This window comes from Nostoc cycadae WK-1, assembly GCF_002897135.1.
GTDB lineage: Bacteria > Cyanobacteriota > Cyanobacteriia > Cyanobacteriales > Nostocaceae > Nostoc_B.
This window is the reverse complement of the sequence record NZ_DF978438.1, coordinates 95,728-121,323: the sequence shown is the minus strand read 5'-3', so window position 1 is coordinate 121,323 and position 25,596 is coordinate 95,728. Positions and strand designations below refer to the sequence as shown.

The 25,596-nt window shown below is 40.1% G+C and carries 23 protein-coding genes; 11 read left to right on the top strand and 12 right to left on the bottom strand.

What is annotated here, in order from left to right:
• Positions 1 to 23: 23 nt before the first annotated feature.
• From NCWK1_RS23405 to NCWK1_RS23395, 3 genes are read left to right on the top strand one after another with little or no spacing between them, the layout of a single operon-like run.
• Positions 24 to 1,826 (top strand): GmrSD restriction endonuclease domain-containing protein, encoded by a 1,803-nt coding sequence (locus NCWK1_RS23405; protein ID WP_103126363.1) that lies wholly within the window; start codon positions 24 to 26, stop codon positions 1,824 to 1,826.
• Between the two features lie 27 nt (positions 1,827 to 1,853).
• Positions 1,854 to 2,099: a DUF433 domain-containing protein gene (locus NCWK1_RS23400; protein WP_103126362.1), complete on the top strand. Its 246-nt coding sequence runs from the start codon at positions 1,854 to 1,856 to the stop codon at positions 2,097 to 2,099.
• Positions 2,096 to 2,452 (top strand): DUF5615 family PIN-like protein, encoded by a 357-nt coding sequence (locus tag NCWK1_RS23395; RefSeq protein ID WP_103126361.1) that lies wholly within the window; start codon positions 2,096 to 2,098, stop codon positions 2,450 to 2,452. Before NCWK1_RS23400 ends, NCWK1_RS23395 begins: the two co-directional genes overlap by 4 nt.
• 119 nt (positions 2,453 to 2,571) lie before the next feature.
• Here NCWK1_RS23395 and NCWK1_RS30280 read toward each other — a convergent pair whose 3' ends face one another.
• Positions 2,572 to 2,826 carry a hypothetical protein gene (locus tag NCWK1_RS30280; RefSeq protein WP_245894976.1) on the bottom strand — a complete coding sequence of 85 codons (255 nt, stop codon included), beginning with the start codon at positions 2,824 to 2,826 and terminating at the stop codon, positions 2,572 to 2,574.
• A gap of 150 nt (positions 2,827 to 2,976) precedes the next feature.
• On the bottom strand, positions 2,977 to 3,213 hold the full coding sequence (locus tag NCWK1_RS23385; protein ID WP_103126360.1) for a hypothetical protein: 237 nt from the start codon (positions 3,211 to 3,213) through the stop codon (positions 2,977 to 2,979).
• 515 nt (positions 3,214 to 3,728) lie between these two features.
• Between NCWK1_RS23385 and NCWK1_RS23380 the strand changes: the two genes are divergently transcribed.
• Both NCWK1_RS23380 and NCWK1_RS23375 read left to right on the top strand, forming a co-directional pair.
• Positions 3,729 to 4,538 (top strand): TPM domain-containing protein, encoded by an 810-nt coding sequence (locus tag NCWK1_RS23380; protein ID WP_096582713.1) that lies wholly within the window; start codon positions 3,729 to 3,731, stop codon positions 4,536 to 4,538.
• 98 nt (positions 4,539 to 4,636) lie between these two features.
• Positions 4,637 to 5,266, top strand: a complete 630-nt coding sequence (locus NCWK1_RS23375) for a precorrin-8X methylmutase (RefSeq protein ID WP_096582711.1) — start codon at positions 4,637 to 4,639, stop codon at positions 5,264 to 5,266.
• A 65-nt stretch (positions 5,267 to 5,331) separates the two neighbouring features.
• Here the strand turns inward: NCWK1_RS23375 and NCWK1_RS23370 are convergent, their stop codons facing one another.
• The 6 genes from NCWK1_RS23370 to NCWK1_RS23345 form a co-directional block, all read right to left on the bottom strand.
• Positions 5,332 to 6,015, bottom strand: coding sequence for a phosphate ABC transporter permease (locus NCWK1_RS23370; RefSeq protein ID WP_096582709.1), 684 nt, complete (start codon positions 6,013 to 6,015; stop codon positions 5,332 to 5,334).
• A 26-nt stretch (positions 6,016 to 6,041) separates the two neighbouring features.
• Positions 6,042 to 6,878: a 4-hydroxy-tetrahydrodipicolinate reductase gene (gene dapB, locus NCWK1_RS23365; protein WP_103126359.1), complete on the bottom strand. Its 837-nt coding sequence runs from the start codon at positions 6,876 to 6,878 to the stop codon at positions 6,042 to 6,044.
• A 75-nt stretch (positions 6,879 to 6,953) separates the two neighbouring features.
• On the bottom strand, positions 6,954 to 7,493 hold the full coding sequence (locus tag NCWK1_RS23360) for a Uma2 family endonuclease (protein WP_103126358.1): 540 nt from the start codon (positions 7,491 to 7,493) through the stop codon (positions 6,954 to 6,956).
• Positions 7,494 to 7,559: 66 nt separating this feature from the next.
• Complete coding sequence (locus tag NCWK1_RS23355; RefSeq protein ID WP_103126357.1) at positions 7,560 to 9,881, bottom strand: CHAT domain-containing protein; 2,322 nt, start codon at positions 9,879 to 9,881, stop codon at positions 7,560 to 7,562.
• Positions 9,882 to 10,356: 475 nt separating this feature from the next.
• Positions 10,357 to 11,586, bottom strand: a complete 1,230-nt coding sequence (locus tag NCWK1_RS23350) for an amidohydrolase/deacetylase family metallohydrolase (protein ID WP_103126356.1) — start codon at positions 11,584 to 11,586, stop codon at positions 10,357 to 10,359.
• A 45-nt stretch (positions 11,587 to 11,631) separates the two neighbouring features.
• Positions 11,632 to 12,999: a cysteine desulfurase-like protein gene (locus NCWK1_RS23345; RefSeq protein WP_103126355.1), complete on the bottom strand. Its 1,368-nt coding sequence runs from the start codon at positions 12,997 to 12,999 to the stop codon at positions 11,632 to 11,634.
• Between the two features lie 431 nt (positions 13,000 to 13,430).
• On the opposite strand from NCWK1_RS23345, the gene NCWK1_RS23340 reads away from it, so the two are divergent.
• The gene (locus NCWK1_RS23340; RefSeq protein WP_103126354.1) at positions 13,431 to 13,910 is read left to right on the top strand and encodes a DUF3011 domain-containing protein; all 480 of its coding nucleotides are present in this window, start codon (positions 13,431 to 13,433) and stop codon (positions 13,908 to 13,910) included.
• Positions 13,911 to 14,501: 591 nt separating this feature from the next.
• Positions 14,502 to 15,233 carry a cation diffusion facilitator family transporter gene (locus NCWK1_RS23330; protein ID WP_103126352.1) on the top strand — a complete coding sequence of 244 codons (732 nt, stop codon included), beginning with the start codon at positions 14,502 to 14,504 and terminating at the stop codon, positions 15,231 to 15,233.
• 94 nt (positions 15,234 to 15,327) lie between these two features.
• Here NCWK1_RS23330 and NCWK1_RS23325 read toward each other — a convergent pair whose 3' ends face one another.
• Positions 15,328 to 16,488, bottom strand: coding sequence for a glycosyltransferase (locus tag NCWK1_RS23325; RefSeq protein WP_103126351.1), 1,161 nt, complete (start codon positions 16,486 to 16,488; stop codon positions 15,328 to 15,330).
• A 117-nt stretch (positions 16,489 to 16,605) separates the two neighbouring features.
• Between NCWK1_RS23325 and shc the strand changes: the two genes are divergently transcribed.
• The 3 genes from shc (at position 16,606) to NCWK1_RS23310 (ending at position 22,011) form a co-directional block, all read left to right on the top strand.
• Positions 16,606 to 18,513 (top strand): squalene--hopene cyclase, encoded by a 1,908-nt coding sequence (gene shc, locus NCWK1_RS23320; protein WP_103126350.1) that lies wholly within the window; start codon positions 16,606 to 16,608, stop codon positions 18,511 to 18,513.
• A gap of 341 nt (positions 18,514 to 18,854) precedes the next feature.
• Positions 18,855 to 20,870, top strand: a complete 2,016-nt coding sequence (locus NCWK1_RS23315) for a PAS domain-containing sensor histidine kinase (RefSeq protein ID WP_103126349.1) — start codon at positions 18,855 to 18,857, stop codon at positions 20,868 to 20,870.
• A 118-nt stretch (positions 20,871 to 20,988) separates the two neighbouring features.
• The gene (locus NCWK1_RS23310; RefSeq protein WP_103126348.1) at positions 20,989 to 22,011 is read left to right on the top strand and encodes a cysteine hydrolase family protein; all 1,023 of its coding nucleotides are present in this window, start codon (positions 20,989 to 20,991) and stop codon (positions 22,009 to 22,011) included.
• A gap of 56 nt (positions 22,012 to 22,067) precedes the next feature.
• Here the strand turns inward: NCWK1_RS23310 and NCWK1_RS23305 are convergent, their stop codons facing one another.
• The 3 genes from NCWK1_RS23305 to NCWK1_RS23295 all read right to left on the bottom strand — a co-directional run bounded on the left by NCWK1_RS23305 (position 22,068) and on the right by NCWK1_RS23295 (position 24,325).
• Complete coding sequence (locus NCWK1_RS23305; protein ID WP_103126347.1) at positions 22,068 to 22,958, bottom strand: LysM peptidoglycan-binding domain-containing M23 family metallopeptidase; 891 nt, start codon at positions 22,956 to 22,958, stop codon at positions 22,068 to 22,070.
• 34 nt (positions 22,959 to 22,992) lie between these two features.
• Positions 22,993 to 23,808, bottom strand: coding sequence for a DUF4058 family protein (locus tag NCWK1_RS23300; protein WP_103126346.1), 816 nt, complete (start codon positions 23,806 to 23,808; stop codon positions 22,993 to 22,995).
• Between the two features lie 124 nt (positions 23,809 to 23,932).
• The gene (locus tag NCWK1_RS23295) at positions 23,933 to 24,325 is read right to left on the bottom strand and encodes an SH3 domain-containing protein (RefSeq protein ID WP_340641213.1); all 393 of its coding nucleotides are present in this window, start codon (positions 24,323 to 24,325) and stop codon (positions 23,933 to 23,935) included.
• Between the two features lie 377 nt (positions 24,326 to 24,702).
• Between NCWK1_RS23295 and NCWK1_RS23290 the strand changes: the two genes are divergently transcribed.
• Positions 24,703 to 25,581, top strand: coding sequence for a TauD/TfdA family dioxygenase (locus NCWK1_RS23290; RefSeq protein WP_103126345.1), 879 nt, complete (start codon positions 24,703 to 24,705; stop codon positions 25,579 to 25,581).
• The last annotated feature ends 15 nt before the right edge of the window (positions 25,582 to 25,596 follow it).

Sequence of the window (25,596 nt, the reverse complement as noted above, 5' to 3'; positions counted from 1 at the left end):
ACTAATAAAAATAACAAAATACTATGAGTATTACACCCAAGGGAATAAGTATATTAGAATTATATCGTCTTTATAGAGAAAATAATCTTATTGTAAATCGTAGATATCAACGTAAACTTGTATGGGCGAAAACAGAGAAAGCATCTTTAATAGAAAGCATTCTTTTAAAATATCCTATTCCACTAATTTTATTTGGCAAATTTAAAAAAGATGGCAAGGATATGTATGAAATCATTGACGGAATGCAACGATTAAATGCAATTTTTTGTTTTATTGAAAACCAATTCTCAATTAATGATAAGTTTTTTGATGTTACAAAACATCCACTAGCTAACGAACTAAGTAATCAAGGAGTATTTAAACCAATAGATACAAGCATAGAAAAATTATTAAATGCTCAAGAATGTATAGATTTTTTAGAATATTCATTAGCCGTTACTATCTATGAGGCTAACAGTAACAAGGAAATTGAAGATGTATTTAATAGAATTAATTCCAATGGAAAACATTTATCTGCTCAAGAAGTAAGATCAGCTGGAGTTACCAGTAATTTTGCAGAATTAGTTAGATTATTAGCTTGCGAAATTCGAGGTGATGTATCAAGAGAAATTGTTCCTCTTTCAGAAATGCCTGAGATTAGTATTGATTCTAAATCTATTAATTTAGGATATGGAGTTCTTGCAGAAGATACATTCTGGTGTCGTCAAGGTATTATAAGTAACTCTGATTTGCGGGAGAGTGCAGATGAACAATTGTTAGCAGACATAATACTTTCTATAGCTTTAGGAAAACCTTTTCCAGCAAGAAAAGAAAACTTTGATAATTATTATGGCAAGGGAGATATAGATAAATCAGATGAAATAGAATTAGCAGTTACACGATATGGAACAGACAACCTTAAAGAAGATATTAAAGCCATACTATCGCAGATAAAAAATGCTGTAAATTCAGTCTCATTAACAGACTTAGGAAATGATAAAAACTTCCTCAGAAGGATTCTTAGTCGTGATGGAGGAGTTAGCAATCCAGTTAAGGAGCCGTTTTATACATTATTTATGGCTTTTTATGAGCTAATTATCCAAGAATCTAAAGAAGCTTTTGATTATGAGGCAATTTTTAATGCTGTAATGGGACTTATGACCAAAATAGAAGTAAGTGCTAGTATTACAGCAGATAAAAGAACAAGAAATATTGGTCTTACAAAAGGACTAATTCAAAATTATTTTAAATTATCAACATCAACAACTCGTAGTAGTGGTTCTTATGCCATAGACTTGGAGAACTATTTAAGACGCTCTAAAACAGAAGCTCCAAATTATGATTTTAAACAAGGATTATTGTCATTAAACCGTTCTAATCGGAGTTTCGATAACAATTGTTTTGAAAAAATTTGTCAAAATATTGCGGCAATAGCAAATCTAGGCAAAGGAAAAAGAGGATATATTTTTTTGGGGATATCTGACAAAGAAAAAGATACAGAACTTATTGAAGTACTTGATCAAATATCTGCACCTAGATTTTTCCCATTCGGTATTGTTGGAATAGAAAGAGAGGCTAAAATTCAAAGCATAACGCCTGATCAATATATACTAAATATTAGTCGAAAAATTAGGGATTCTAAATTACCGGAATGGCTAAAAACCAGCGTTAATACAGCATTAACACCTATAACATATCATGACCACACAGTATTAATGATTGAAATACAAGCAGGAAGAGAGCCTGTATGGTATGAAAATAAGCTCTATATAAGAGATGGACATGAAAAACAAACTCAAGAGTTATCTGGTGAAAAAATTAGTGCCGTTTATAGCTTATTTCAGTAAAAAATAACAAATAGAGCAGCGAAAATCATGCAAAAATTGATTAGACAGATGGTTGTATCCGATCCAAAAGTGTTGATGGGAAAACCTGTGATTGTCGGTACGCGAATTACTGTTGAGTTAATTCTAGAAAAATTAGCTGCTGGTGAAACCCCAGAACAAATATTAGAATCACATCCGCGACTCACACGCGAAGCAATTCAAGCAGCTTTGGCATTTGCGGCTGAAGCTCTACGATATGATGTAGTTTATCCGATTGTTGAGAACGTTTCTTGAAATTTCTAGCAGACGAAAATTTAGATTGGCAGATTGTTGAGCGTTTACGCCAAGATGGTCATTTAGTGTGGTACGTTGCTGAAATGGAGCCAGGAATTTCAGATGATGTAGTACTGGATTTGGCTAACCAAGAAGAAGCAATATTATTAACATCAGACAAAGATTTTGGTGAGTTAGTTTTCCGCTTACGTCGTATTGCATCAGGTGTTATCTTAACTCGATTAGCAGGGTTATCTACAATCAGCAAATCAGAGATTATTGCTAATACCATTAATCAACACCATTCTGAATTACTGGGAGCTTTTACTGTTATTTCACCAACAGCAATTCGCATTCGTAGGCTGGATAATTGAATACTGAAAATAAAGTGTATTTTACTCTGTTGAAGACGAGCGATCGCATTAGGATTGTGTAGAGTGCGATCGCATTCCGTCCACCGTAGGCGATCGCTACAATATCCTTAATTAAAAAACTACCAAACAGTAGCAAGCAAAGCCGACGCAGTTATATTTTGGTCACACGTTAATAACTGCACAACATTACCTTGAGTTGCTAAAACTAACGCAGTTGCTACAATTTGCTTATCGTGCATTTCATTAATAATAGATAGGCTTATAGTCATTTTAATTACATCTTGATCAAGTGGATAAATTACCACACGAGGGTCAGATTCTACTACTGAAATTACATCTTGAGGTTGAGGAATAGATGTCCTACCTTTTTCCACAATCCAAACAGCCTCAGCTAAAGTAGTTGCAGGAATAACTAACTATGAATCAGGATGGGAAAGGATAGCTTTAGCATTTGTACCTAAGCGTGGATTACCTTCAAGAAACCAGACTAAAGCATGAGTATCTATGACATATTTCATACCTACTTATGACCAGTCTAAGGTGTCCTCACTATCACCATGAAATTCAGCAATTTGAAAATCTGCTGCTGTTGATTGTTGATTTCCAAAGAACATACCAAACTGCATTATTTGTTTTGGCTGTTGATTGTTTTTCGACTCTAGAAAAGTGATAATTACACGACCTTCTGAAATATCATCGGGTGGTAATTCTGTAAGTTCTACCTTACCGTTTTTGTACACTCCCTCGATTGATTGCAACATAATTTTTAGTGTGATCAAATTTTGCTTATATATTTGTTGCCCTAAATTAACTATAAAAATATCATTATTCTGTTGCTAACGATGCGTGAAGCAAGATAAAGCGGATCGCTTTTGAGGAGTTAACGGTATGCGTTAGCGTGGCTTATCGAAGATATCGCTTTGGGATTGTGCAGATTGCGATCGCCTATCGTACCATCATAAAATCAGCGATCGCACTTTGTCTTAACTTGATGAGCAGGGTGATCTAGCATCAGCAAAGCTGGGATTGTTGTTAATGCTATTAATCAACAGCACTCTGAATTTCAGCATTACAACGCACTGAACCGAGAAAGAGCGATCGCTATCATGGTCTTAATGGTTATTGGGCGATAGGCCACAAATCTCTCACACTCAATACTTTTCTTAGACCCTAATATTAGAGTAAAGTAAACAAGTGTAAAGAAGTATCACTTTTCTCTCCTACTTTTTAAAACAACTTGTTCACTTTTACTGTTTATATTTGTATAAGAGCATCCATGCAGTCTTGTTTTTGGCGACGAATTCTCGTATCTATTGCAATATTTTTCGTGGCTGGGTCAATTTGGGTAGCAAATCCTTCCGCAGCACTAGCCTATGACAACCCTGACTTGTTACCCAATTTCCAAACTCCAGTTATTGATTTGGCGAAAACTCTCACTGACATTCAAGAAGACAAGCTAGTTTCCGATTTAAAGCAATTTGAAACCGAAACTGGCTGGAAACTGCGCGTATTAACACAGTACGATCGCACCCCTGGTCGAGCAGTGATCAATTATTGGGGTTTAGATGATAAAAGTATCCTGCTAGTTGCTGATTCTCGCGGGGGAAACATTCTCAGCTTTAGCGTTGGTGATGCAGTTTACGAACTTTTACCCCGCACATTTTGGATAGAACTACAAACTCGCTTTGGTAACTTGTACTTTGTGCGAGAACAAGGTGAAGACCAATCAATCTTACAAGCCTTAGACTCAGTTAAAGGCTGCTTAATCAAAGGCGGTTGTAATGTTGTACCAGGACTCCCCAGAGAACAATGGATTCTCACCTTAGTTACCTCCGTCATTGGCGGGATAATTTGCGGATTTGCCGCCCAACCCCGCAACGATAAACAAATTGTGGCTTGGCAATGGGCATTAATTTTCTCTCCGTTATGGGGAATTTTATTCATAGCCTTTGGTATTGGGCCAGTAGTGACTCGCACTAGTGATTGGCTACCGCTAGTTCGGAATATTTCTGGCTTTTTTATCGGTGCTTTAGTTGCTTATCTGTCTCCTGTGTTCAGTCGCCCTTCTTCTAGTCCTGAGTTGTGATTGCTGACTGAGTGCTGAGTATTGAATTCAGACTTCAAATGACTCAGCACTCACTGAAGCTGATAAGCTGAAAGCTGGTATATCAGCGCTGAATAGTGATGGAATGGCACGTAACTGATGCTCAAAGTTTAGCAATCATTGATAGTGAAATTGGCGATCATGCCTTTTCACCCGCAGAGTATGAAATTGTGCGGCGGGTAATATACGCCACAGCCGACTTTGAATATAAGTCTTTAATCCGCTTTTCGGAACATGCTTTGCAAGCTGGTGCAGCGGCGTTAGCAGCACGCACCACAATTGTAGTAGATGTGCCAATGGTACAAGTAGGTATCGCTTACGACATCCAGAACACCTTCGCTAACCCAGTCTATTGCAGCATGGAAACTGTCACACGTCCTCAAAAGGAAAAAACTTTAGCAGCATGGGGAATTGAAACCCTAGCCAAGCGTTATCCAGAGGGGATTTTTGTGGTTGGTCAGGCACAAACCGCACTAACAGCACTGGTTGATTTGATTGAAGCTGAAGAAATTCTGCCAGCTTTAATAATTGCTACTCCAGTGGGTTTTGTGGATGTGGATACGGCTAAAAGCCGACTGCAAGACTCTTTAGTTCCTTGTATTACAATTGAAAGTCGCAAAGGCAATGCAGTTGTAGCGGCTGCGGTTGTTGATGGATTAGTAGATCTGGCTTGGCAAGCTTATGGACAGAATGCGAATCGGCAAAGCTAGGAAAAGTTAAAAGTAAAAATGCAAAAGGAAAAAGAAACACTTTTAACTTTTGACTTTTAACTTTTTTAATCCTCATATTTCCGCCGACGGCGTGGTCTGTCATTTTGTCCTTCCCGTAAGCGGCGACTGACTTCAGAAAAAAAGTCTCTGCGGAGATAGGGATAATCGTTCACCCAGATGTCACGGCTGGGAATGTAAACATCGCTGAAATCTTCAATGGTGCTTAAATCTGGACGATTTGACATAACGATCATTTCCGCAATTTGACCACGGGCGATCGCTTTATGAAAAGGCTTTAGTGGTGCATCTAACTCGACGCTAAATCCGGTATCATCACCAACTTCTAAATTTATCCGTTTTTCTCGATTTTCAACAATTACTAACTCCCCTTTGCTATTGACAGTTTCTTGTTTACCCATCAATTTGTCTGTAATCCACCAATCTAGAATTCGCCCACGGAAAAAGCCGCAGTACTTATAACGGCGGCATTTTGCATTCCGAATACTGGCTTGAAACACGGGGTACCACAGCCAAAACATTGCCCCAAGTACACCCAAAAAAAACAGGATGGGGCCAAAATCCAGACCAAACAAAGCTTTTACTAGTAAAATCACAACTACAGCAACGACAGAAACTAATAGCCGCTGTAAAAAATTAGAAAAATTCCCCCAATAGTACTTGTACTGCTGACCAGTAGCAATGAGGGGGATAACTTGTTCAAATTTCTGGCGAGTCAGTGGGACAAGCATGGGTGCTGGGTGTTGAATGTTAATGTTTAGAGTATCTTTTCTAAACCATACACTAACGACTTTAACTGTGAGACTTTGCGAATTGCCAGTAATACGCCGGGCATATAACAGGCGCGATCGCTTGTATCATGGCGTAAGGTATAAATTTGACCAGCAGCCCCAAAAATTACTTCTTGATGGGCGATTAGTCCCGGCAAGCGCACACTATGAATTCTAATGCCTTCATCGGCTAGACTACCTCTAGCTCCGGGTATTTTCTCGGTTTCTTCAACAATTGCAGGGTTAAAAGTTTTACCTAGCTCTGCTAGTAACTGCGCGGTTTGAATTGCTGTCCCGCTGGGTGCATCAGCTTTTTGGTTGTGGTGCAGTTCAATAATTTCTACATGGTCAAAATATTGCGATGCGGTAATGGCGGCTTGCTGTAATAACACCATCCCAATGGAGAAATTAGGGATAATCAAGCAACCTGTACTGGCTTTTTCGGCAAAGTCTGCCAAATTTTGAATTTGTTCTGGACTTAAGCCTGTAGTACCAACAACCGGACGAATACCATAGGCGATCGCACTCCGCACATTGTCATACACTGAATCAGGATGGGTAAAGTCGATGATTACCCCAGGTGGCAGTTGTCTTTCACCAGCCACGTAACCTAACATTGGTTCCAATTGGTCAGTAATTGGCACTTCCAACGGTTCTGTTAAACCTGCTAATTCCCCAGCGTCTTTACCTTGATGTTCCGGGTTACGGTCAATTGCACCCATTAAAGTTAAATCAGGTGCTTGTGCTACTGCTTTGACTACCTCACGACCCATTTTGCCAGCAGCACCGTTGATAATTACGGGAATCAAAGCTTGATTTGTCATAACTAAATGGTCAATGGTCAATGGTCAATTGTCCATAGTGACATGAAAGCAGCTTGTTTCTCAAATCCTGATTCTCTACTCAAACACTGGCGACCAAATCTCCGAAATTGTGACTTCCCAGCCAGGGAATAAATTGGGAAGCGTCAGCACATCACCGTCTCGTAATATGACTTGTTCTCCAGAATTGTAAACTTCTATAGTTCTAGTTTTGGGGTTAATTAAAATCCCGATTTGTGTCCCCATTCCGATAAATTCCTGAATCTTCTCGCGGAGTTTATCTACAGAATCAGTTTTTGATTTTACTTCAACTACTAAATCAGGAACTAATTCGGCATAATCTTCAGTGGAACGTTTGAGTCTTTCGGCTTTAATAAAAGAGACATCAGGAGCGCGTAAATTTGTGTTAGGTAATTTAAAACCAGCACTAGAACCAACCACACGTCCTAACTTGCGCGGCCTTACCCAGTTTCTCAGCAACGCTGCAAACTCAGTTCCGACTTCTTCTGACTCATAACCTGATGGACTCATGACAACTATATTCCCGTCAACCAATTCCATGCGATAGTCAGGGTAATCTACCTGCATTTTCTCCAAGTCTTGGATATTTAGAGACATAAGACTTCCTGAAACCTCTAAATCTATCTTGGCATTTCTCTTCAAAGTCGCAAAACCGAATTTACTTCATCGCCATTCACCTTGCAGAGTGAAAGCAGCCCAATACAAAGGTTTACGCCAATTTGGATTTTGCCATAAACTTAGTTGTGCGGCGCGGAGGGCAGCAACAGGCGATTTCCCTTCTTGCCACATTTGGCGATAAAATTCACTCATCAATTCTTTTGTTCCCTGATCATCCACATTCCATAAAGACAATACAAGTCTGGGTGAACCTGCATACATCAATCCTCTTGTCAACCCTACTAGACCTTCTCCTTGAACTTCTTTACCTTGTCCGGTTTGACAAGCACTCAACACGATTAAATCAGCGGGAAAATCAAGGTTAAAGATATCGTTTAACCGCAGATATCCTCTTTGGGGTTTACCTTGCTTGTCTATTAATGAAAGTACAATGCCTGATAACTCTGGGTTAACATCATCAGCGAAACCATGAGTTGCAAGGTGAATCACACGATATTGACTTAGTTTTGAGTTTGTTACCCAATCATAATTAGCATCAAAATCAAATGCTGATAAGCTATCTTTTGGTGAACTGAGTTTGAGAATTGCTTGAGCTTCTTGGCGAGTTCCGTTTAATCTATCCCAACCGTTGCGGTTAAGATTTCTTGCTGATCTGGAGAGTGCAGAACGTTGTAAGTCTAAATCAGGAGTTAGAGAATTGTTTTCTGGTTTCCCTGTCACCCGTGAGTCATCTGTACTGTATACGGGGTCTGCGAGAATAGCTATAGCTTTGGGTGCTTTTGGACGCTTTTGCGTTTCTTGTCTGAGGATGGCGATGGTTGAAGCTGAAGGAAGATTAACAATTTCGTGATTGACTAGCAGTGGTTGATATGATTCTTGAGCAGTTGGTTCAGTTAACGCTGCAAAGGGAATATTTTGTAAAGCACCATCCGCGACAATTACCAAACGTTTGTTTGCTAATTTGTTTGCGACTGGAGTTAGGATAATTTGACTTAGTTGTTTTGCTGTTGCTGCTTGTTCTTTACCGGAAGCTGCTACTCTGACTATACTTTGACGAAAATCGTTTGTGGCTTTTTCTATCTGTGCTTGTGGTGGGAGTTCATGGCTGTCGAGGGAATTAGGAGTTACAACCCAAAGATAACTGTGTTCTTTACCTAATGAATATTGCAACAGCACAGTATTTGCATCGAGTTGTTGCTGAATTTGCGCTAATTTTAACGGCTCAGGATATTTGAGCGCGGCGTATTTGGGGCTAGTTGTGCGAATTTGGGTTTGTAGTTGTTTGTATTGACTCAAAAGATTAGCAATTTCTTGTTCGAGTTTTTGAACTGCGGTAGCGGGTGCTGCTTTGTCTAAATCTCGACGCAGTTTATCTTTGGCATCAATTTGCTCTTGCAGACTTTGTTCTTGTTCTAATAGTTTAGGATCAACGCCTTTGCGAATTTTGGCATTGGCTTCGGTTAATAGTTCTAATAAAACCCTGGCGCGGGAGCGTTCGCTGATGTGTATTGCTTGTGCAGCGTAACCTTTGGTTGGTGATTGTTTGTGCAGTTGCATGAGCAAGTCGATGTAAAACTGGTAACGGTTTTGTACGGTGGCGAAGTAAGAAGTACGCAAATCTTGACTTTTGATGTTGATGCGTAATTCTTCAACAATTTTGATAGATGCTTCGATTTGGGCAAGTGCCGTTTCCAAGTTACCTTTGCTTCGTTCTACGGAAGCGATGTTGGAGAGAGTGGTAGCTTCGCCGCCTTTATCTCCCACTTGCCGATATATGGGTAAGGCTTGGTTGAAGTATGTCAGTGCCTGTTGCTTGTCTCCTAAATCTGAGTAGACACGACCAAGATTAGTGAGAGTGGTAGCTTCGCCGCCTTTATCTCCCACTTGCCGCCGTAAGGGTAAGGCTTGGTTGTAGTATGTCAGTGCCTGTTGCTTGTCTCCTAAATCATTGTAGACAAGACCAAGATTATTGAGAGTGATAGCTTCGCCGTCTTTATCTCCCACTTGCCGATATATGGGTAAGGCTTGGTTGTAGTATGTCAGTGCCTGTTGATTGTCTCCTAAAGCGTAGTAGACTCCACCAATTCCCAGTAGAGTTAAAGCTTCGTTAGATTTATCGCCTAGTTTCTGCCATAGGGGTAAGGCAATTTGCCATTTTGCAAGTGCTTGTCGTAAGCTTTCAGCTGTGCCTTGCTTGTATAACTCAAATGCTTCATTGTATGCTTGTTCTGCTGCGGCGCGGGTTGCGTCTGGTTGGGTTGGTTGTTGTGCTATCTGCAAGTCTTGGGTTTTTGATGTTGCGCGTACTGCATCGGATAGCAGCAGCGAACTCAGCAGTAAAGGCAAAAATAATATTTTGTAATTCATAATACTTCGGCTACGTTCAGTATAAGTTTAGTAATTCATAATTTGATCATGGCTTAAGAGATCCCCGACTTCTTAAAGAAGTCGGGGATCTGACTACCGCTATTTACTTATCATCAGAGATATTGCGGAAAATCTGTTGTTATATTACTAATTTGCGGAAATATTTCTGTTGTTGTTGCATTTTTTGCAACAATTAACTGTAGAAATGTGTAGGGGTAAAGACATTAAACGATAAAAGCCTTTGCATTGCTTTCATCTCTAACAACGGGGCGATGCAATTCAATTGCGGGGCAATACAATCAAATTGCGAGTTGATGCAATTCAATTGTGAGTCGATGCAATCAAATTGTGAGTTGATACAATCAAATTGTGAGTCAAAACAATTCAATTTTGAGTCGATGCAATTCAATTGCAGTTAAGAAAATGATTGGTTGAGTGTGGTGATATCGTAGAGATTTAGCGACTATATTGAAAGTCAAGCGATCGCCACTAAATCTCGCAAGAAGCGACAATTAGGTTGAATTAACTCTCCTGAACGTATCACCCCAATGGGAATAAGTTTGTGTTTAGCTTTTAATGGCTGTTCTAAAGCGTCAACAAATAACCAATCACCCTCTACTAACTTGAGAATTGTGATATCTGCAATGGAACCAACTTTTAAAGTGCCAAGTTCTGCTTCGGCTTTTAATACGCGGGAGGGGTTGATGGTGACAGCAGCGATCGCATCTGCTAAATTTAAGCCCAAAGCTAAAAGTTTAGAAATTCCACCACATAAACTATAATTCAGCGTTGAATCATCGTGCATTTGTTTAAAATTACCGTGAGCATCACTGCTAATAGTGTGGGGTAAAACTCCTTGCGCTATCATTCGCCGTGCAGTTTCAAAGCTAAATTTTAGTCCATGTCCTAAATCTAATAATATGCCTCGCTCAATCGCTGCATACAACCACTCTGGGACTTGAGTACGGTTTCCCATTAACCCATCTGGTTGACAACTATAGCAGTGACCGAGAATATCTCCGGCTTTCATGTATGACAAGGCATTTTCTACTACCTTTTCTGGGTTGGGGCGATTAGTTTCGTCTACCGGAAATAATTCGCCTGTGTGAACATATAAAGGTAAATTAGTGCGATCGCCTACTTCTCTGGCTAATTTGAGTACGCCCATTCCCCAGCGTGATATTGAGCCGGAATCAGCGTGTACTTTAAAGCCACGGACAATTTCTGGATTGGCTTGCGCTACTTTGATTAAGGTTTCTCTATCTATTTTTTCGGGATTTTCTAAACCGGAAACAGTGTTACCGATAGTTTGGTTAGCTGCATGATTAACTAACAGAAAACTCCGGACATCTGTTTGTGATTTCTCAACAATATCTGATTTAAAACCAGAAAATGTAAACGGACTACTACTACCTTGGTCAACAATTGTTGTTACCCCGGCATTAATTCCTACATCATCCGCAGGTACACCAAATGTTGTCTTCCATTCATAAACATGAACGTGTAAATCGATAAAGCCAGGACAAATTAAATAATTGCCTGCTGCAAATTTTAATTTAGATTTATAAGTTTTTAACTGTTGGGAAATAGCGGCAATTTTACCATCGCGTATAGCAATATCAAACCGCCCATTGAGTGATTGACTGGGATCAATTACCCAGGCATCTAATAATACTAAATCGTAATATTTTATGTGATTTTCCATAAAGCCTCACGGGGTTGCAATAACCCCGCATATTTAAAAGAAGAATTAATCATCAGGAAGCGCTGCTATTTCATGCAACATATACAACAACTGATGAATTTCTTCGACGGTGTTGTAGTGCGCTAATCCAATTCGCAGTAAGCCGCCACTAGCTTCTATACCTAACTTCTCTATTAAACCTAGCGCATAGAAATGACCATGCCATGTAAAAATACCGCGATCGCCTAATGCTTTAGCGATACTTTCAGGGGTTTTTTTAGCTAGTCGTACGCCTACTGTTGGTGTCCGCCAAGCAAAACGAGTCAGATCGGTGATGCCATAGCAGCTTAACCCAGGAATTTCTAACAGTCCAGAAATTAATTTGTGACTTAGTTCGCGTTCGTATTGCTGAATGGCGGACATGGCTGTAACTAAAGCCGCACGTCGACTGTGATAAGCCGAGGTAAGACTTGTTTGTTCTGATGATTTGAGGAAGCGGGGACAACTAAATGTTTGTAATCCTTCTTTGTCGGCTTCAATCAAAGCCGCAACTAGTTCGTTATCAATTGCAGGCGAAACATGACAACCAAGTTTAGTTAAATAGTTAATCGACGCGACTACTCCAGCTAAACCTTCATGATTGAGAGTTCCGGTTTCCCAACGTGAGGGAACTTCATCTGGTGCAGGTTTCACTTTATAAGGTTGCAACCGTTCTAAATGTTCTCTTTTTCCGTACAAAATGCCAACGTGGGGGCCAAAGAATTTATACGCCGAACAAGCCAGAAAGTCACAATCTAAGTTATGTACATTAATCGGTGCATGGGGTGCATAGTGGACTGCATCAACAAATACCCAAGCACCAACGCTATGAGCCAAACGTGCGATCGCCGCAATATCATTAATTGTACCCACAGCGTTAGAAGCATAAGTAACGGCAACTAACCTTGTTTTTGGGTTAATTAACCGTTCTAGTTCATTCATATCTAGGGTGCAATCATCAACATTAATATCTACAACGCGAATAGTTGCACCTTGTTCTTCTAAGGCATACCAAGAAGAAACATTCGCGTAATGATCTAGCCGCGTTACGATAATTTCATCACCTGGGTGTAATTCTCGACCAATTGCCCGACTGAAAGCAAAGGTGAGGGTGGTCATATTTGCACCAAATACCACCTCATCGCTATGACATCCCAGAAAATCGGCGATCGCTGCACGAGCAGAGGCAATGGTAGCATCTGTACGCGCACTGGTGACAAAATACCCATGAGCATTGGCATTTGACCTCACCAGATAGTCATTCATCGCATCTAATACCGCCCCAGGTACTTGAGTACCACCTGGCCCATCGAAGAAAATAGCAGGCTGACCGTTGATTTTTTGCGTTAATGCTGGAAACTGGCTACGTATCCATTTCAGGTCAAGCGGTTCCATAGCAGACTCCTCAATTGATAGTTTTTTATTTATATTTCACACCGCAGCAAAATATTAAATTTGGTATTTTATTCCAGGATATTGGCAAATAATTCTACATAAATCTCAATCAAATTTACCTGCTATTTTTTAAAATACCTTTTATAATATCTCCGCTAAATTTGCACAAGCTCAAATATCTCAGCAGCACAAATCTACTTTGCTGTCAGGTTCAAGATAACTATTAATTTAGGAAAAAGTGTTGTTGCTTAAATGTAGTTAATAATATTTAATGCTTGGATATAGATAAATACCTAGCTATGAAATTCTATAGTTTTCAGAATGCAAATATTCTTTGCAGCTAAATTTTATAGCACAATTGCCTATTAATGGAATTCGCTACAATTACTATAGTTCTTGTTGAAAACTCTTGAAGAAGTTTAATAGTTGATATGGTTATACGTTTTCCTATGATTGCAGCTACCTTTATGGCTGCCAGCGTTAGCATCGGTACACTTTTAGGCTTTGCCACCCCGGCTTCAGCCCAAGAGATTATAACTTGTTCTAGCCAGAATAATCAGAGAAATACTTGTACAGTACCCGGTAGAGGTAGAGTCAGATTTGTTAGGCAATTGTCTAACTCCAGTTGTCGGGACAATTGGGGTTTTAGAGGAAATCGGGTTTGGGTGCGAAATGGTTGCCGTGCTGAGTTTGCAGTTGGCAATAATAGAAACGATCGCTATGACAGAAACGATAGATATAACCGAAACGATCGCTATGACAGAAACGACAGATATAACCGAAACGATCGCTATGACAGAGACGATAGATATAACCGAAACGATCGCTATGACAGAGACGACAGATATAACCGAAATGACCGCTATGACAGAGACGATAGATATAACCGAAGTGATCGCTATGACAGATAAGTAACTAGGTATTTCTTCAACGTAATCAAAATCTTTAGCTAATTTTTTGTGATGTGGCGATTTTCTCAAGCTTAATTGATGCGATCGCCATATTTTATGATCAATATAATAATTATTACATAAACTCTACAAGTTTTTACTGGCGTTTACCCTTCATTAAACCTGATTTACTTAACCGTTAACCTTGATACTGGTACATTAAATGGGGGCATATCCAGGTATTAAGGTATCTTAGAATGATGCTTTCCGACGGAGAGTGTGTAACTGATATAGCGGTAGTCAGATATGTCTAGGACAACTTGAAAGCTTGAATGCCAGGAATAGTAAGACTTTTCCTTCTGTCTCCTGCCTTCTGCTTTCTGCCTCCCAATACGATTTGGTTAATGTCATTGCGAGCGAAGCGAAGCAATCCCATAAACTTTGCGATTGCTTCGCTTCGCTCGCAATGACTGTAAATATTTTCGCTCATTTACTTAACAACGTCCCTTTTCCCTTTAACCGAACCGTATTGTCCTACCTTCTGCCTCCTGCCTCCTGCGATAGCTTATCATTGGAGATAAAATCCAGTAGGTGTATCACAGGTCAGATTTAATGCAATCAAGCCAGGTAAAGCAAAAATTTCAGGCTTTGTGGACAGCTTTAGTTTTACTCAGTGTCTTTTTTTGTGTGGAATTAAGTGTAGGAATTTGGAGCCACAGTCTGTCTCTATTAGCAGATGCTGAACACATTCTGACGGATGTAGCAGCGTTGGGTCTAGCCCTAATTGCATCCTGGCTATCTCAATCCATATCCAAACACAATATATTTGGACGTTATCGATTAGATATTTTGGCAGCTTTGGTGAATGGGATCAGCCTAGCTTGTATTGCTGCCTGGATTATCAAAGAAGCTCTGGTAAGGCTGCAATCTCCCGATATTGAAATTCTGGGTTTACCCATGTTGACAACCGCCTTGATTGGCTTGGGAATTAACAGCTTTAACGCTTTTTATCTACATGGATGCAGTCATCAAGACCTGAATATTAGAGGTGCATTTCTACATCTGGTGGCGGATGTCGCTAGTTCTGTTGGTGCAGTGTTAGCGGCGATCGCTGTTATTTGGCTAAATTGGACATGGGCGGATGGAGTTATTAGTTTATTAGTAGCTGCACTAATCGCTTTTTTTGCGGCTTATTTATTGATTCAGAGTGTTAAATGTTTGCGCGGTCAAATTACCGACATTACAAATGCTGCTTGTATGTGTAATTTACCAGCAGAAGAATGCGGCGATCGCAATCAAGCGGAGAAAATTTTGTTTCCCTCCTTAGAGGAGCTAATTAGATAATTTCAGGACTTATGCAAAAATAACGTAACTCCGTCATTACGAGCGCAGCGGTGAGGCTGTTGAGGAGTTGTGAGAAAGTGACGAGTTGGCAAATTTAACTAGGATAAACTCGTCCTTTCCACGCGCCCCCTCGTCCTTGCCAATGACGGATAGCTGAGTCTATTGTCATTAAAGTGTAGAGAAAGGCGATCGCAGGTAAACTAAAAGCTAATAAAGGTGAGCATTGATAAAAACGGATAATGGGAAAGTAAGCTAATGCCATCAATAACCATGTAGCTAAAGCTGTAATTATGATGAGCCAATTACCTAAAATTACACCGATAATTACACCTAAAGGGGGCATCAGGTAAATTAAGGTCATGGCTATAACAGTTCCCAGTAATAATACAGGCGAATAATTTAATTGAGTATAGGCAGTCCGCGCTATCATACCCCAAATCGTTTCCAGGGAATTGTAAGGCCGCAAACTGCGAGTTAAGCTACTTAAGCCTAACCATATACGTCCTTGAGTTGATTTCACTGCCTTAGCTAAAGCACAATCATCAATTAAAGCTTGCCGAATACTGGAAATACCACCAATTCGTTCTAAAGCTGTGCGCCGAATTAAAATACTCCCACCAGCCGCCGCCGCTGTGGGATTTTGGGGATGATTCACCCAGCGAAAAGGATAAAGTTTTTGAAAGAAGAAGACGAAAGCGGGAATTAAAAATTTTTCCCAATGACTATCACAGCGCAAGCGCACCATCACCGAAACCAAGTCTAAATTTTCTTGTTCAGCTTTGGCAACAAGTCGGCGCAGGTTATTGACATCATGTTCAATATCTGCATCTGTCAGTAAAAAATAGTCAGGGGCGAGTGTTTTTGCTTGTTGAATACCTTGTTCAACTGCCCAAAGTTTACCAGACCAACCAGCAGGTAACGGTTCACCGGAGATAATTTGCAATTGCTGAGGTTTGTCTACAGCGTGGGCGACTCCTTCTGCACAGCCAAATGTGCCATCTGTACTGCGATCGTCTACTAAAAATACATTAAAAGTACCATCATAATTTTGCAGTAACAGCGATCGCAGACTAATAGGCAGAACATCCGCTTCATTCCGGGCGGGAATCACCGCACACACTTTTGGTAAAGATTTTAGCTGAGGAGTTGTGAGTTCTAATTGCTGGTCTAAGCGCCAAAACTGTCCCCTTAAACTCAGTAATCCTAACCAAATGATTAAGGATAAGACCATCAACCCTAGTACAATTACCACCATGACTAAAGAAAAGATGAAGAATTAAACCTAGGTATTTTATACCTTTCATAAATCAGAAAAACTATCCGTGGTATCTTTCTTTCATACTTTTAGACTTCACACTTCATACTTCAGTTGATGCAAACACAAGACAGGGTACAAGTCAATCAAGTTGCAGATGCGATCGCAGCCAGCCAAAAATACCTGCTGTCGATGCAATATCCCGCAGGTTACTGGTGGGCGGAGTTAGAATCTAATGTCACCATTACGGCGGAAGTTGTTCTACTGCATAAAATTTGGGGAACCGACAAAACTCGCCCATTACATAAAATTGAAACCTACTTGCGTTCTCAGCAACGGCAGCATGGCGGTTGGGAACTCTTTTATGATGACGGTGGCGAAATCAGCACTTCCGTAGAAGCATATATGGCGCTACGGCTGTTGGGTGTACCCGCAACCGACCCAGCCTTGATACGGGCGCGGGATTTTATTCTCCAACGGGGTGGTATCAGCAAAACTCGCATTTTTACCAAATTACACTTAGCCTTGATTGGCTGTTATAGCTGGTGTGGTATTCCTTCTCTTCCGCCGTGGATTATGCTGTTACCGCCAGCTTTCCCTGTCAACATTTATGAAATGTCTAGCTGGGCGCGTTCTAGCACTGTCCCGCTGTTAATTGTGTGTGACAGCAAACCTATTTTTCAACTTGATCAAGCGATTAATTTAGATGAGTTATACGTTGAAGGTGTTGATCAAGTCCAGTATGAATTACCTCGCCAAGGTGATTGGACTGATTTATTCCTGACATTAGATCAAGGTTTTAAATTAGCTGAAAGTCTGAATTTAGTTCCTTTCCGCCAAGAAGGAATTAAAGCCGCCGAAAAATGGATTTTAGAACGCCAAGAAGTCACAGGTGACTGGGGCGGGATTATTCCAGCGATGCTGAATTCTATGCTGGCGTTAAAATGCTTGGGTTATAGCCAAAACGACCCAATTGTCGAACGCGGATTTCAAGCCATTGATAACTTTGCCATAGAAACAGAAGAAAACTACTGTATTCAACCTTGTGTGTCTCCGGTGTGGGATACAGCTTGGGTAATGCGGGCGTTGATAGATTCTGGTTATGCACCTGATCATCCCGCCATTGTCAAAGCCGGAGAATGGTTACTACAAAAGCAAATTCTTGATTATGGTGATTGGACGGTAAAAAATCGTCAAGGTAAACCTGGTGCTTGGGCGTTTGAATTTGACAATCGCTTTTATCCCGATGTGGATGATACAGCGGTGGTAGTTATGGCTTTACACCTTGCCAAACTGCCTAACGAAAGTTTAAAACAAGCTGCGATCGCCCGTGCTTTAAATTGGGTTGCATCTATGCAATGTCGCCCAGGTGGTTGGGCTGCGTTTGATTTAGATAATGATCAAGAATGGCTGAATTCCATCCCCTACGGTGACTTAAAAGCCATGATTGACCCCAACACCGCTGATGTCACAGCCAGAGTATTAGAAATGTTGGGTGCTTGTGACTTATCTATTAATTCTCGCAACCTAGAACGCGCCCTTTCTTACCTCCTAGCAGAACAAGAACCGGAAGGTTGTTGGTTTGGGCGTTGGGGCGTAAATTACATCTACGGTACCAGCGGTGTTCTCTCCGCCTTAGCCTTAATTAACCCGCAAAAGTATCAGCCCAATATAGAACAAGGTGCGGCTTGGTTAGTCGGATGTCAAAATTCTGATGGCGGTTGGGGCGAAACTTGTCGCACTTACAACGATCCTAGCCTCAAAGGACAAGGACGCAGCACCGCATCGCAAACTGCTTGGGCTGTAATTGGATTAATCGCCGCAGGTGAAGCAACTGGTAATTTTGCAATGTCAGCAATTGAACGCGGGATTAATTATCTAGTATCAACACAAAAATCAGACGGTACTTGGTTTGAAGCCGACTTTACTGGGACTGGCTTCCCCTGTCATTTTTATCTCAAATATCATATGTATCAGCAATATTTCCCGTTAATTGCGTTAGGGCGATATCAAAACATCAAATAAACGTGAGTTCGACAGACCTCTCCCTCCCAGCCTCCCTCTCCTAAAAGGAGAAGGAGGAGTAGTTTTACTCCCCTCTCCTACAAGGAGAGGGGCTGGGGGTGAGGTCAAAAAGCACTCATTGAATTCACGTTAAATAAAACCAGATTTTTCCAGAATTAGATCACAGATGAGTATCCATCTGTGGTTTTTATTTCAGATAAAAATACAAAATAGATATATTGCACAAAAATTTCAATTTTACGCAGACGCGAAGAGATTAATAATAAATTTATCTGTTTAAAAGTTGATAATCTAATTCATATAAGAGGTTGATTATTTCTGCCAGCTTAGTTTTGTGTGGTATGCAAGATTTTATAGTAAATTTATTTAGCGATCGCTTATTTATTCCTCATGGTCACTGTTACCTATGGCAACCTGGGTTAGTTTGGCTGCACATAATTTCTGATGCAGTCATTGCGCTGGCTTACTATTCGATTCCCTTAACTTTGTTCTACTTCGTTCGCAAACGGCAAGATTTACCTTTTTCGTGGATATTTTTATTATTTGCGGCTTTTATAATTTTTTGTGGCACAACACATATTGCCGAAATCTGGACATTATGGCATCCTACATATTGGCTATCAGGCATCCTGAAAGCGGTGACAGCAATTGTTTCATTGTTTACAGCAATGGAACTTGTACAATTAATGCCACAAGCACTAGCACTACCTAGCCCACTGCAATTAAAACAAGCAAACAAAGCATTACAAGGCCAAATTGCAGAACGCGTACAAATTGAGAACCAACTGAGGCGACTGCAAGAAGAACTGGAACAGCGAGTACAAGATAGAACCGCCCAATTAGTAACAGTTAACCAGCAATTACAACAAGAAATTGATGAGCGCAAACTCGCACAAACAGCACTGTTAAAAAGTGAAGCTCGCTTTCAAAAAATTGCAGCTGCTTCACCCGCGCAGATTTACATTCTGGCCTATTACCCAGATACCCATGACATGCGTTATGAATACATCAGTTCAGGTGTACGCGAAATTCAAGAATTAGAACCCCAACAAGTTTTAACAGATCCTTTACTCACCTATCAGCAAGTGCATCCTGATGATTTGCTGCTCTACAATCAGTTAACTACTCAAAGTCTCAAAACCCTACAAGCATTTGCTCATGAATGGCGGATTGTTACCCCTTCTGGCAAGATGAAGTGGGTACGCGCTAACTCCCGCCCAGAACGCCGGGAAAATGGTGATGTTGCTTGGTATGGAGTATTGTTAGATATTACTGACCTCAAACAAGCCGAGTTAGCGTTGCGTGAGAGCGAAGAACGGTTTCGCCATGCGTTTTATGATGCGCCCATTGGAATGGCGTTGTTGGGATTAGATCAACGCTGGCTGCAAATCAATCCGGTATTAGGTGAAATGCTGGGTTATTCTGAATTAGATTTTTTCAGTTTGAGTTTATTTGAATTAGTTCACTCAGAAGATATTGATCAGCTGAGACAAGGTATAGAGCAAGTTTTGAACAACAAAAATCGCAGTCTGCAAGTTCAGTTGCGTTACTTGTGCAATGGCGGGCGAGTTGCTTGGGGACTAACGAGTTTATCCTTGGTACAAGATTTTCAAAATCAACCACTATACTATGTGCTGCAAATTCAAGATATCACCGAACAGCAAGCTATTGAGCAGATAAAAAACGAATTTATTTCCATTGTCAGTCATGAACTGCGGACTCCACTCACCGCCATCCAAGGATTTTTAGGGTTGTTGAATACGGGAATTTACGATAATAAACCAGAAAAAGCCAAACGGATGATTCAGCAGGCTTTAACAAATAGCGATCGCCTGGTGCGTTTGGTCAATGATATTCTCGACTTAGAACGCTTATCTTCCGGGCAAGTACAGCTGGTCAAAGAAGTCTGCAATGCTACAGATTTAATGCAACGCGCCGTAGAAGAAGTACAACCTATCATCCTCACAGCCGCCTTGACAATTTCTATGATTCCTACAACTGTTTGTGTCTGGGCTGATCCTGATTTAATTATCCAAACCCTCACCAATTTATTGAGCAACGCCATCAAATTTTCTCCCCGCAACTCAGCCATTACTTTATCTGCTCAACCGCAAGCCGACTGGGTACTATTTCAAGTCAAAGACCAAGGTCGAGGTATTCCCGCCGATAAACTAGACACAATATTTGAGCGTTTTGAACAGGTTGATGTCTCCGATGCGCGTGCTAAAGGCGGAACAGGTCTTGGTTTGGCTATTTGCCAAAGTATTGTTCAACAACACGGTGGTAGTATTTGGGCAAATAGTACCCTCGGTGAAGGCAGCACATTTTATTTCACCTTGCCAATAGCAATATTTTAATTCTCCGTAATATATTTTATTCATGTTTATTGCTTGCGGCGTTAAAAGCGTTGACTTTATGAAAATATTCGGCTATCACAGCAGCAGAAATTCAATCGCATTTACCACTAGCTAAACTATGAACACAGCAATTCCACAGACACTACCTATCCCCCCCCACTTCAACCCCAATAAAGTCGGCGAAGTTTGGCGCGTACCCTACCAAGAATGTGCAGACACAGCCGAAAATTGGGCGAAGCAATATAATATACCACCATCATCTGCCGATAAAACTCAAATTTGTCTACTATTAATTGATGTCCAAAATACCTTTTGTATTCCAGGATTTGAATTATTTGTTGGCGGCAAATCTGGGCAAGCAGCAGTTGAAGATAATCAGCGATTATGTGAATTCATCTATCGCAACTTAGGCAAAATTACCACAATTATTCCTACCCTAGATACACATACAGCAATGCAAATTTTTCACCCGATTTTTTGGGTGAATGCTGAAGGAAAACACCCAATACCAGCCGCCACTAATATTACTCCAGCCGATATTAACCAAGGTATTTGGAAAGTTAACCCCGCAGTTGTCAGCATCGCCAATGGCGACTACGAACTATTAGAAAAACAAGCTTATCACTACGTTAATCAGCTAAGTCAAAATGGTAAATATCCGCTGATTGTTTGGCCTTACCATTCTATGTTAGGTGGAATTGGTCATGCGTTAGTTTCCTCTGTGGAAGAAGCAATATTCTTTCATGGTATTGCCCGTCAAAGCCAAACACAATTTGAACTCAAAGGTGAGAATGCCTTAACAGAAAATTATTCCATATTACGTCCAGAAGTGTTAATTGGCTACGATCAAAATCCCCTCGCCCACAAGAATACAAAACTCATCAAACAACTTTTAGAATTTGATGTAGTGATTATTGGCGGTCAAGCAAAAAGCCATTGTGTGGCCTGGACAATTGACGATTTATTAACAGAAATTAAACAGGTAGATGCTACCCTTGCCAAAAAAGTTTATCTCTTAGAAGATTCCACCTCCCCGGTTGTAGTTCCAGGAGTTGTAGATTATACCGAACAAGCAGACGCAGCTTTTTCGAGGTTTGCTGAAGCCGGGATGCACATTATTAAAACAACCGATTTGATCTAATTCTCCATCTCCTCTTTGCGCTCCTTTGCGTCAATCTCCGTGCCACTCTGCCTTAATCACTTCCTCAAATAACTCTTAGGATCTTGCGCCACCCATCCCTGAGATGAACTAGAACGCATTTCAAAATGGAGATGTGGTTCTTTAGCAGAAGGTTCGCCAGTTGTTCCTACAGTTCCTAATAAATCTCCGGTCTTGACTTGCTGACCGACCTTCACCTTAATAGTACCAAGATGAGCATAGCGGCTTTGCATTCCACCACTGTGGTTAACAATCACCAATTGACCATAACTACCTTGCTCTTGAGCAAATACTACATTACCAGGTGCGATCGCCTCTACCGGACTACCCACTGCGGCTAACAAATCTACACCACTGTGAAAAAACACCTCTCCATTTTTAGGATTAATTTGCCAACCATACCCTAAACCCACAGTTGCCGCTTGCGTTAAAGGATAGCCACTGATAGACGCACGGCTTTGGTTATTGGAATTTGCTGGTATGAGAGATGTTGTTTGCGGCGGATTTGGCAACCAATTCAACCCCGGTACAAAGACAATTTTAGGGTTTTGTTGACAACCATTAATTTCAAATAGTGCATCAGGACGAACTTTATATTTTGCCGCTATTTGCCGCCAATTTTGTCCGCTAGGCACTTCCACCACAATGCCGTTGTAAGGGGGTATTTGCAATTCACTACCCACGCTCACACGCCCATTATTCACATTCGGGTTCATGACAATGAGTGTTTCGGGAGCAAGGTTGTAGCTTTGTGCTATGCTCTCTAATGTTTCGCCACGAGCAACTTTATGGCGCTGAAAGCGATTTAACGCCGGAGTCGGACAGTTAGCAGCCTGCGCCTGAGCTATTTCTAAGTTTGGCAGTGTGAATGCTAGTCCTAATGTATTGACTAGGCTACAAAGCAAAAGCAGACGAGCAGAAAATGTCATGAGTCTAAGTTAAGAGAATCCCTAACTTTAAATTTTAGTTGGGGATTTCTGGACTGTCGGCTGTTGAGCGTAATCCTTTATCCTGTAACATTTCATTTGCCCAGGCTGCGTCTGCCTCTGACAATGGTGGAAATGGCGCTAGATTGTAATCTATAACTAAATCGTAGGCAGAAATATCATATACTTCATTTAACAATTTTTGTAAATCAATAATTGGTTCCGTATCTTCTTGACGTAAAGGTAAGGGAAAAGCTGGAATTACTTCTTGTAAATTAAAAGCATATAAATCAGCATAAGGACGGCGATCGCCACGACAAACTAAAATGCGATAATGACTTTCAATATCAGTATCAAAAAATGTCATTGCCTCCCCTGTTCGCAGTAAATCAATCTCAACCAAATGAGTTTTACTGCCTAGTACATCTTGACGTTTCTCTTCATAAGTTTCCCGTCCTTTACCTCGGCGTTTATTAGTTGGTGATAAAATTTCTATGGTAGTAACTACATCTTCAGTTCCAACTTCTCGCACTTCTAAATAACCTTCTTTGATTATTTCCGGTCTGGGAATTGTAACTTTTATAGGTTTGGTGATTGGTTCTGCAACTGCGACATTTGTTTTTGTTGAATCTGTCACATTTGATAGGCGTTTTATTGTGACATCAGGAATACCAACAAACAGGGAATTTCCCCCACTTGTTTCATACATCCTAACTTCTACGGCTACCCGATATTTGGGACGTAACTGAGGAGATAGTAGTCTAGCAATTTCAATAATTAGCCAGTGATGTAATCCTGGCCACAAGTTAGGATGTTCTAAATATGGGTTCATTCCGGGAAAGGGAGAAGGCATTTATTTACCTCAAACGTAATTATATTGGACTATAAGTACTAATTCTTATAGTAGCTAAATAGTTCTAGATAAACTTCTCCCCACTAAAACTTAGTTTAAATTGCCTTCTTCACTGCCGACAATATTACGAACAAGTTGTTAAGGCTGCACCGCACTGATCTTCTTTAACTAACCAACCCTTGCTACCTTGATATTCTACCTGCGCCCAATCGCCTTGACAGCCTAATAATTTCATTGTCGCATTAGCTGGAACCTTGCCTATTTTTAAGCTTTGCTGATTAGCACTAGCGTAAAGATTCACACCATTAGTAGCGTAACCACGACTTGATAAGCCTAATTTTGCTACAGATACCCATCCTGTTCCAGAAAAACCAGCACTTGCATTCGTAATTTTTACCCAATTTTTGGCAGTTGCAATAATCTGAACTGTTTCGTTGATGGGTACTTGTCCCAAAATTTTGTGCCGCAAACTTGCACCATTCCGCACATTTAAACCTTGCGGATCTGGATCAGTCACATAAGCGGAAATGTCGCATTTTTTAACATTAATTGATTTTGCGAAAACAATTTGCTCAAAGACTCCAGTATTTACAAATACACTTATACTCGTAAGCCCTAATGTAATTACTAGTTTTGATAGGGAATAATAGATGTTTTTCTGCATATTTACTTTCTTTTTACTAGACTGGCGAGAAAATCTGCTTTATTTATAACTTATGTTTGGAGTTATATCATTTAGATTTAACTTTCTTGCAAGATGGCATCGATTAGGTACAATTAAACTAATGTCTGTAGTTAATCATAAATCAATGCCGATATTCTCTGATAGACGCGAAATCCTTATCAAGAGTCTACAGCAATAAAAAATAGTAAATATTGTTTTGGTTGAATTATATGAATTTTTCTAAACAGCCAATCTCAGCAACCATAGGTCAGCAAATTATTAATAGTAATTATAAAAATATTCTAGACCTTAATAAAGCAGAAATCATCAGTCTATTTAAATATTATGGTGTGTTACTATTTCGAGGATTCACAACTGATACGAGTATTTTTAGAGAGTTTACTAATTTATTTAGTACAGATTTTCTTGATTATGCTGGCGGTGCTTTCAATAGACGGGTTATTAATGGTGACAAAACTATTTTAAGTGTGAACGATTATCAATTTGATATTAAGTTACATGGAGAAATGTACTATCAAAAGCAGATACCATTGATGTTGTGGTTTTTCTGCGCTCACCCCGCCTCTGAAAATGGTGAAACAACTATCTGTGATGGTAGGCAATTTTTTGCAGCTCTTAGTGATGAGCTAAAAAGTTTATTTCTTCAGAAGAAATTGAAGTTAACTGTGCTAATGGATAAAGCAGAATGGCAGAAAAAATACAAAACAGACGATATTAATACACTTAAAGAAATTTGTAATCAGAATTATACTTATCTTCATATATACCCAGATAAATCGATTTGTATTGAATATATTTTTTTCGCAGTAAGTACTAGTAAATGTGGTAAATACCAAGCTTTTATTAATAGCCTTTTGCCAACAATGCAGTTAAATCCTCAAGTCCTGAAATTTGAGGATGATTCAGAAATTCCGGCTGAGGTTATTGCTGAACTAAATCTAATTGCTGAAAAATTAACTACAAATATTACCTGGCAAAGAGGAGATATTTTAATGATAGATAATACAAGAATTATGCACGGGAGACGCGCATTTACAGATGATAAAAGAGAGATTTATATTCGGTTATGTTCGCCAGCTTTTGATTGATAGAAAAAATCCTAC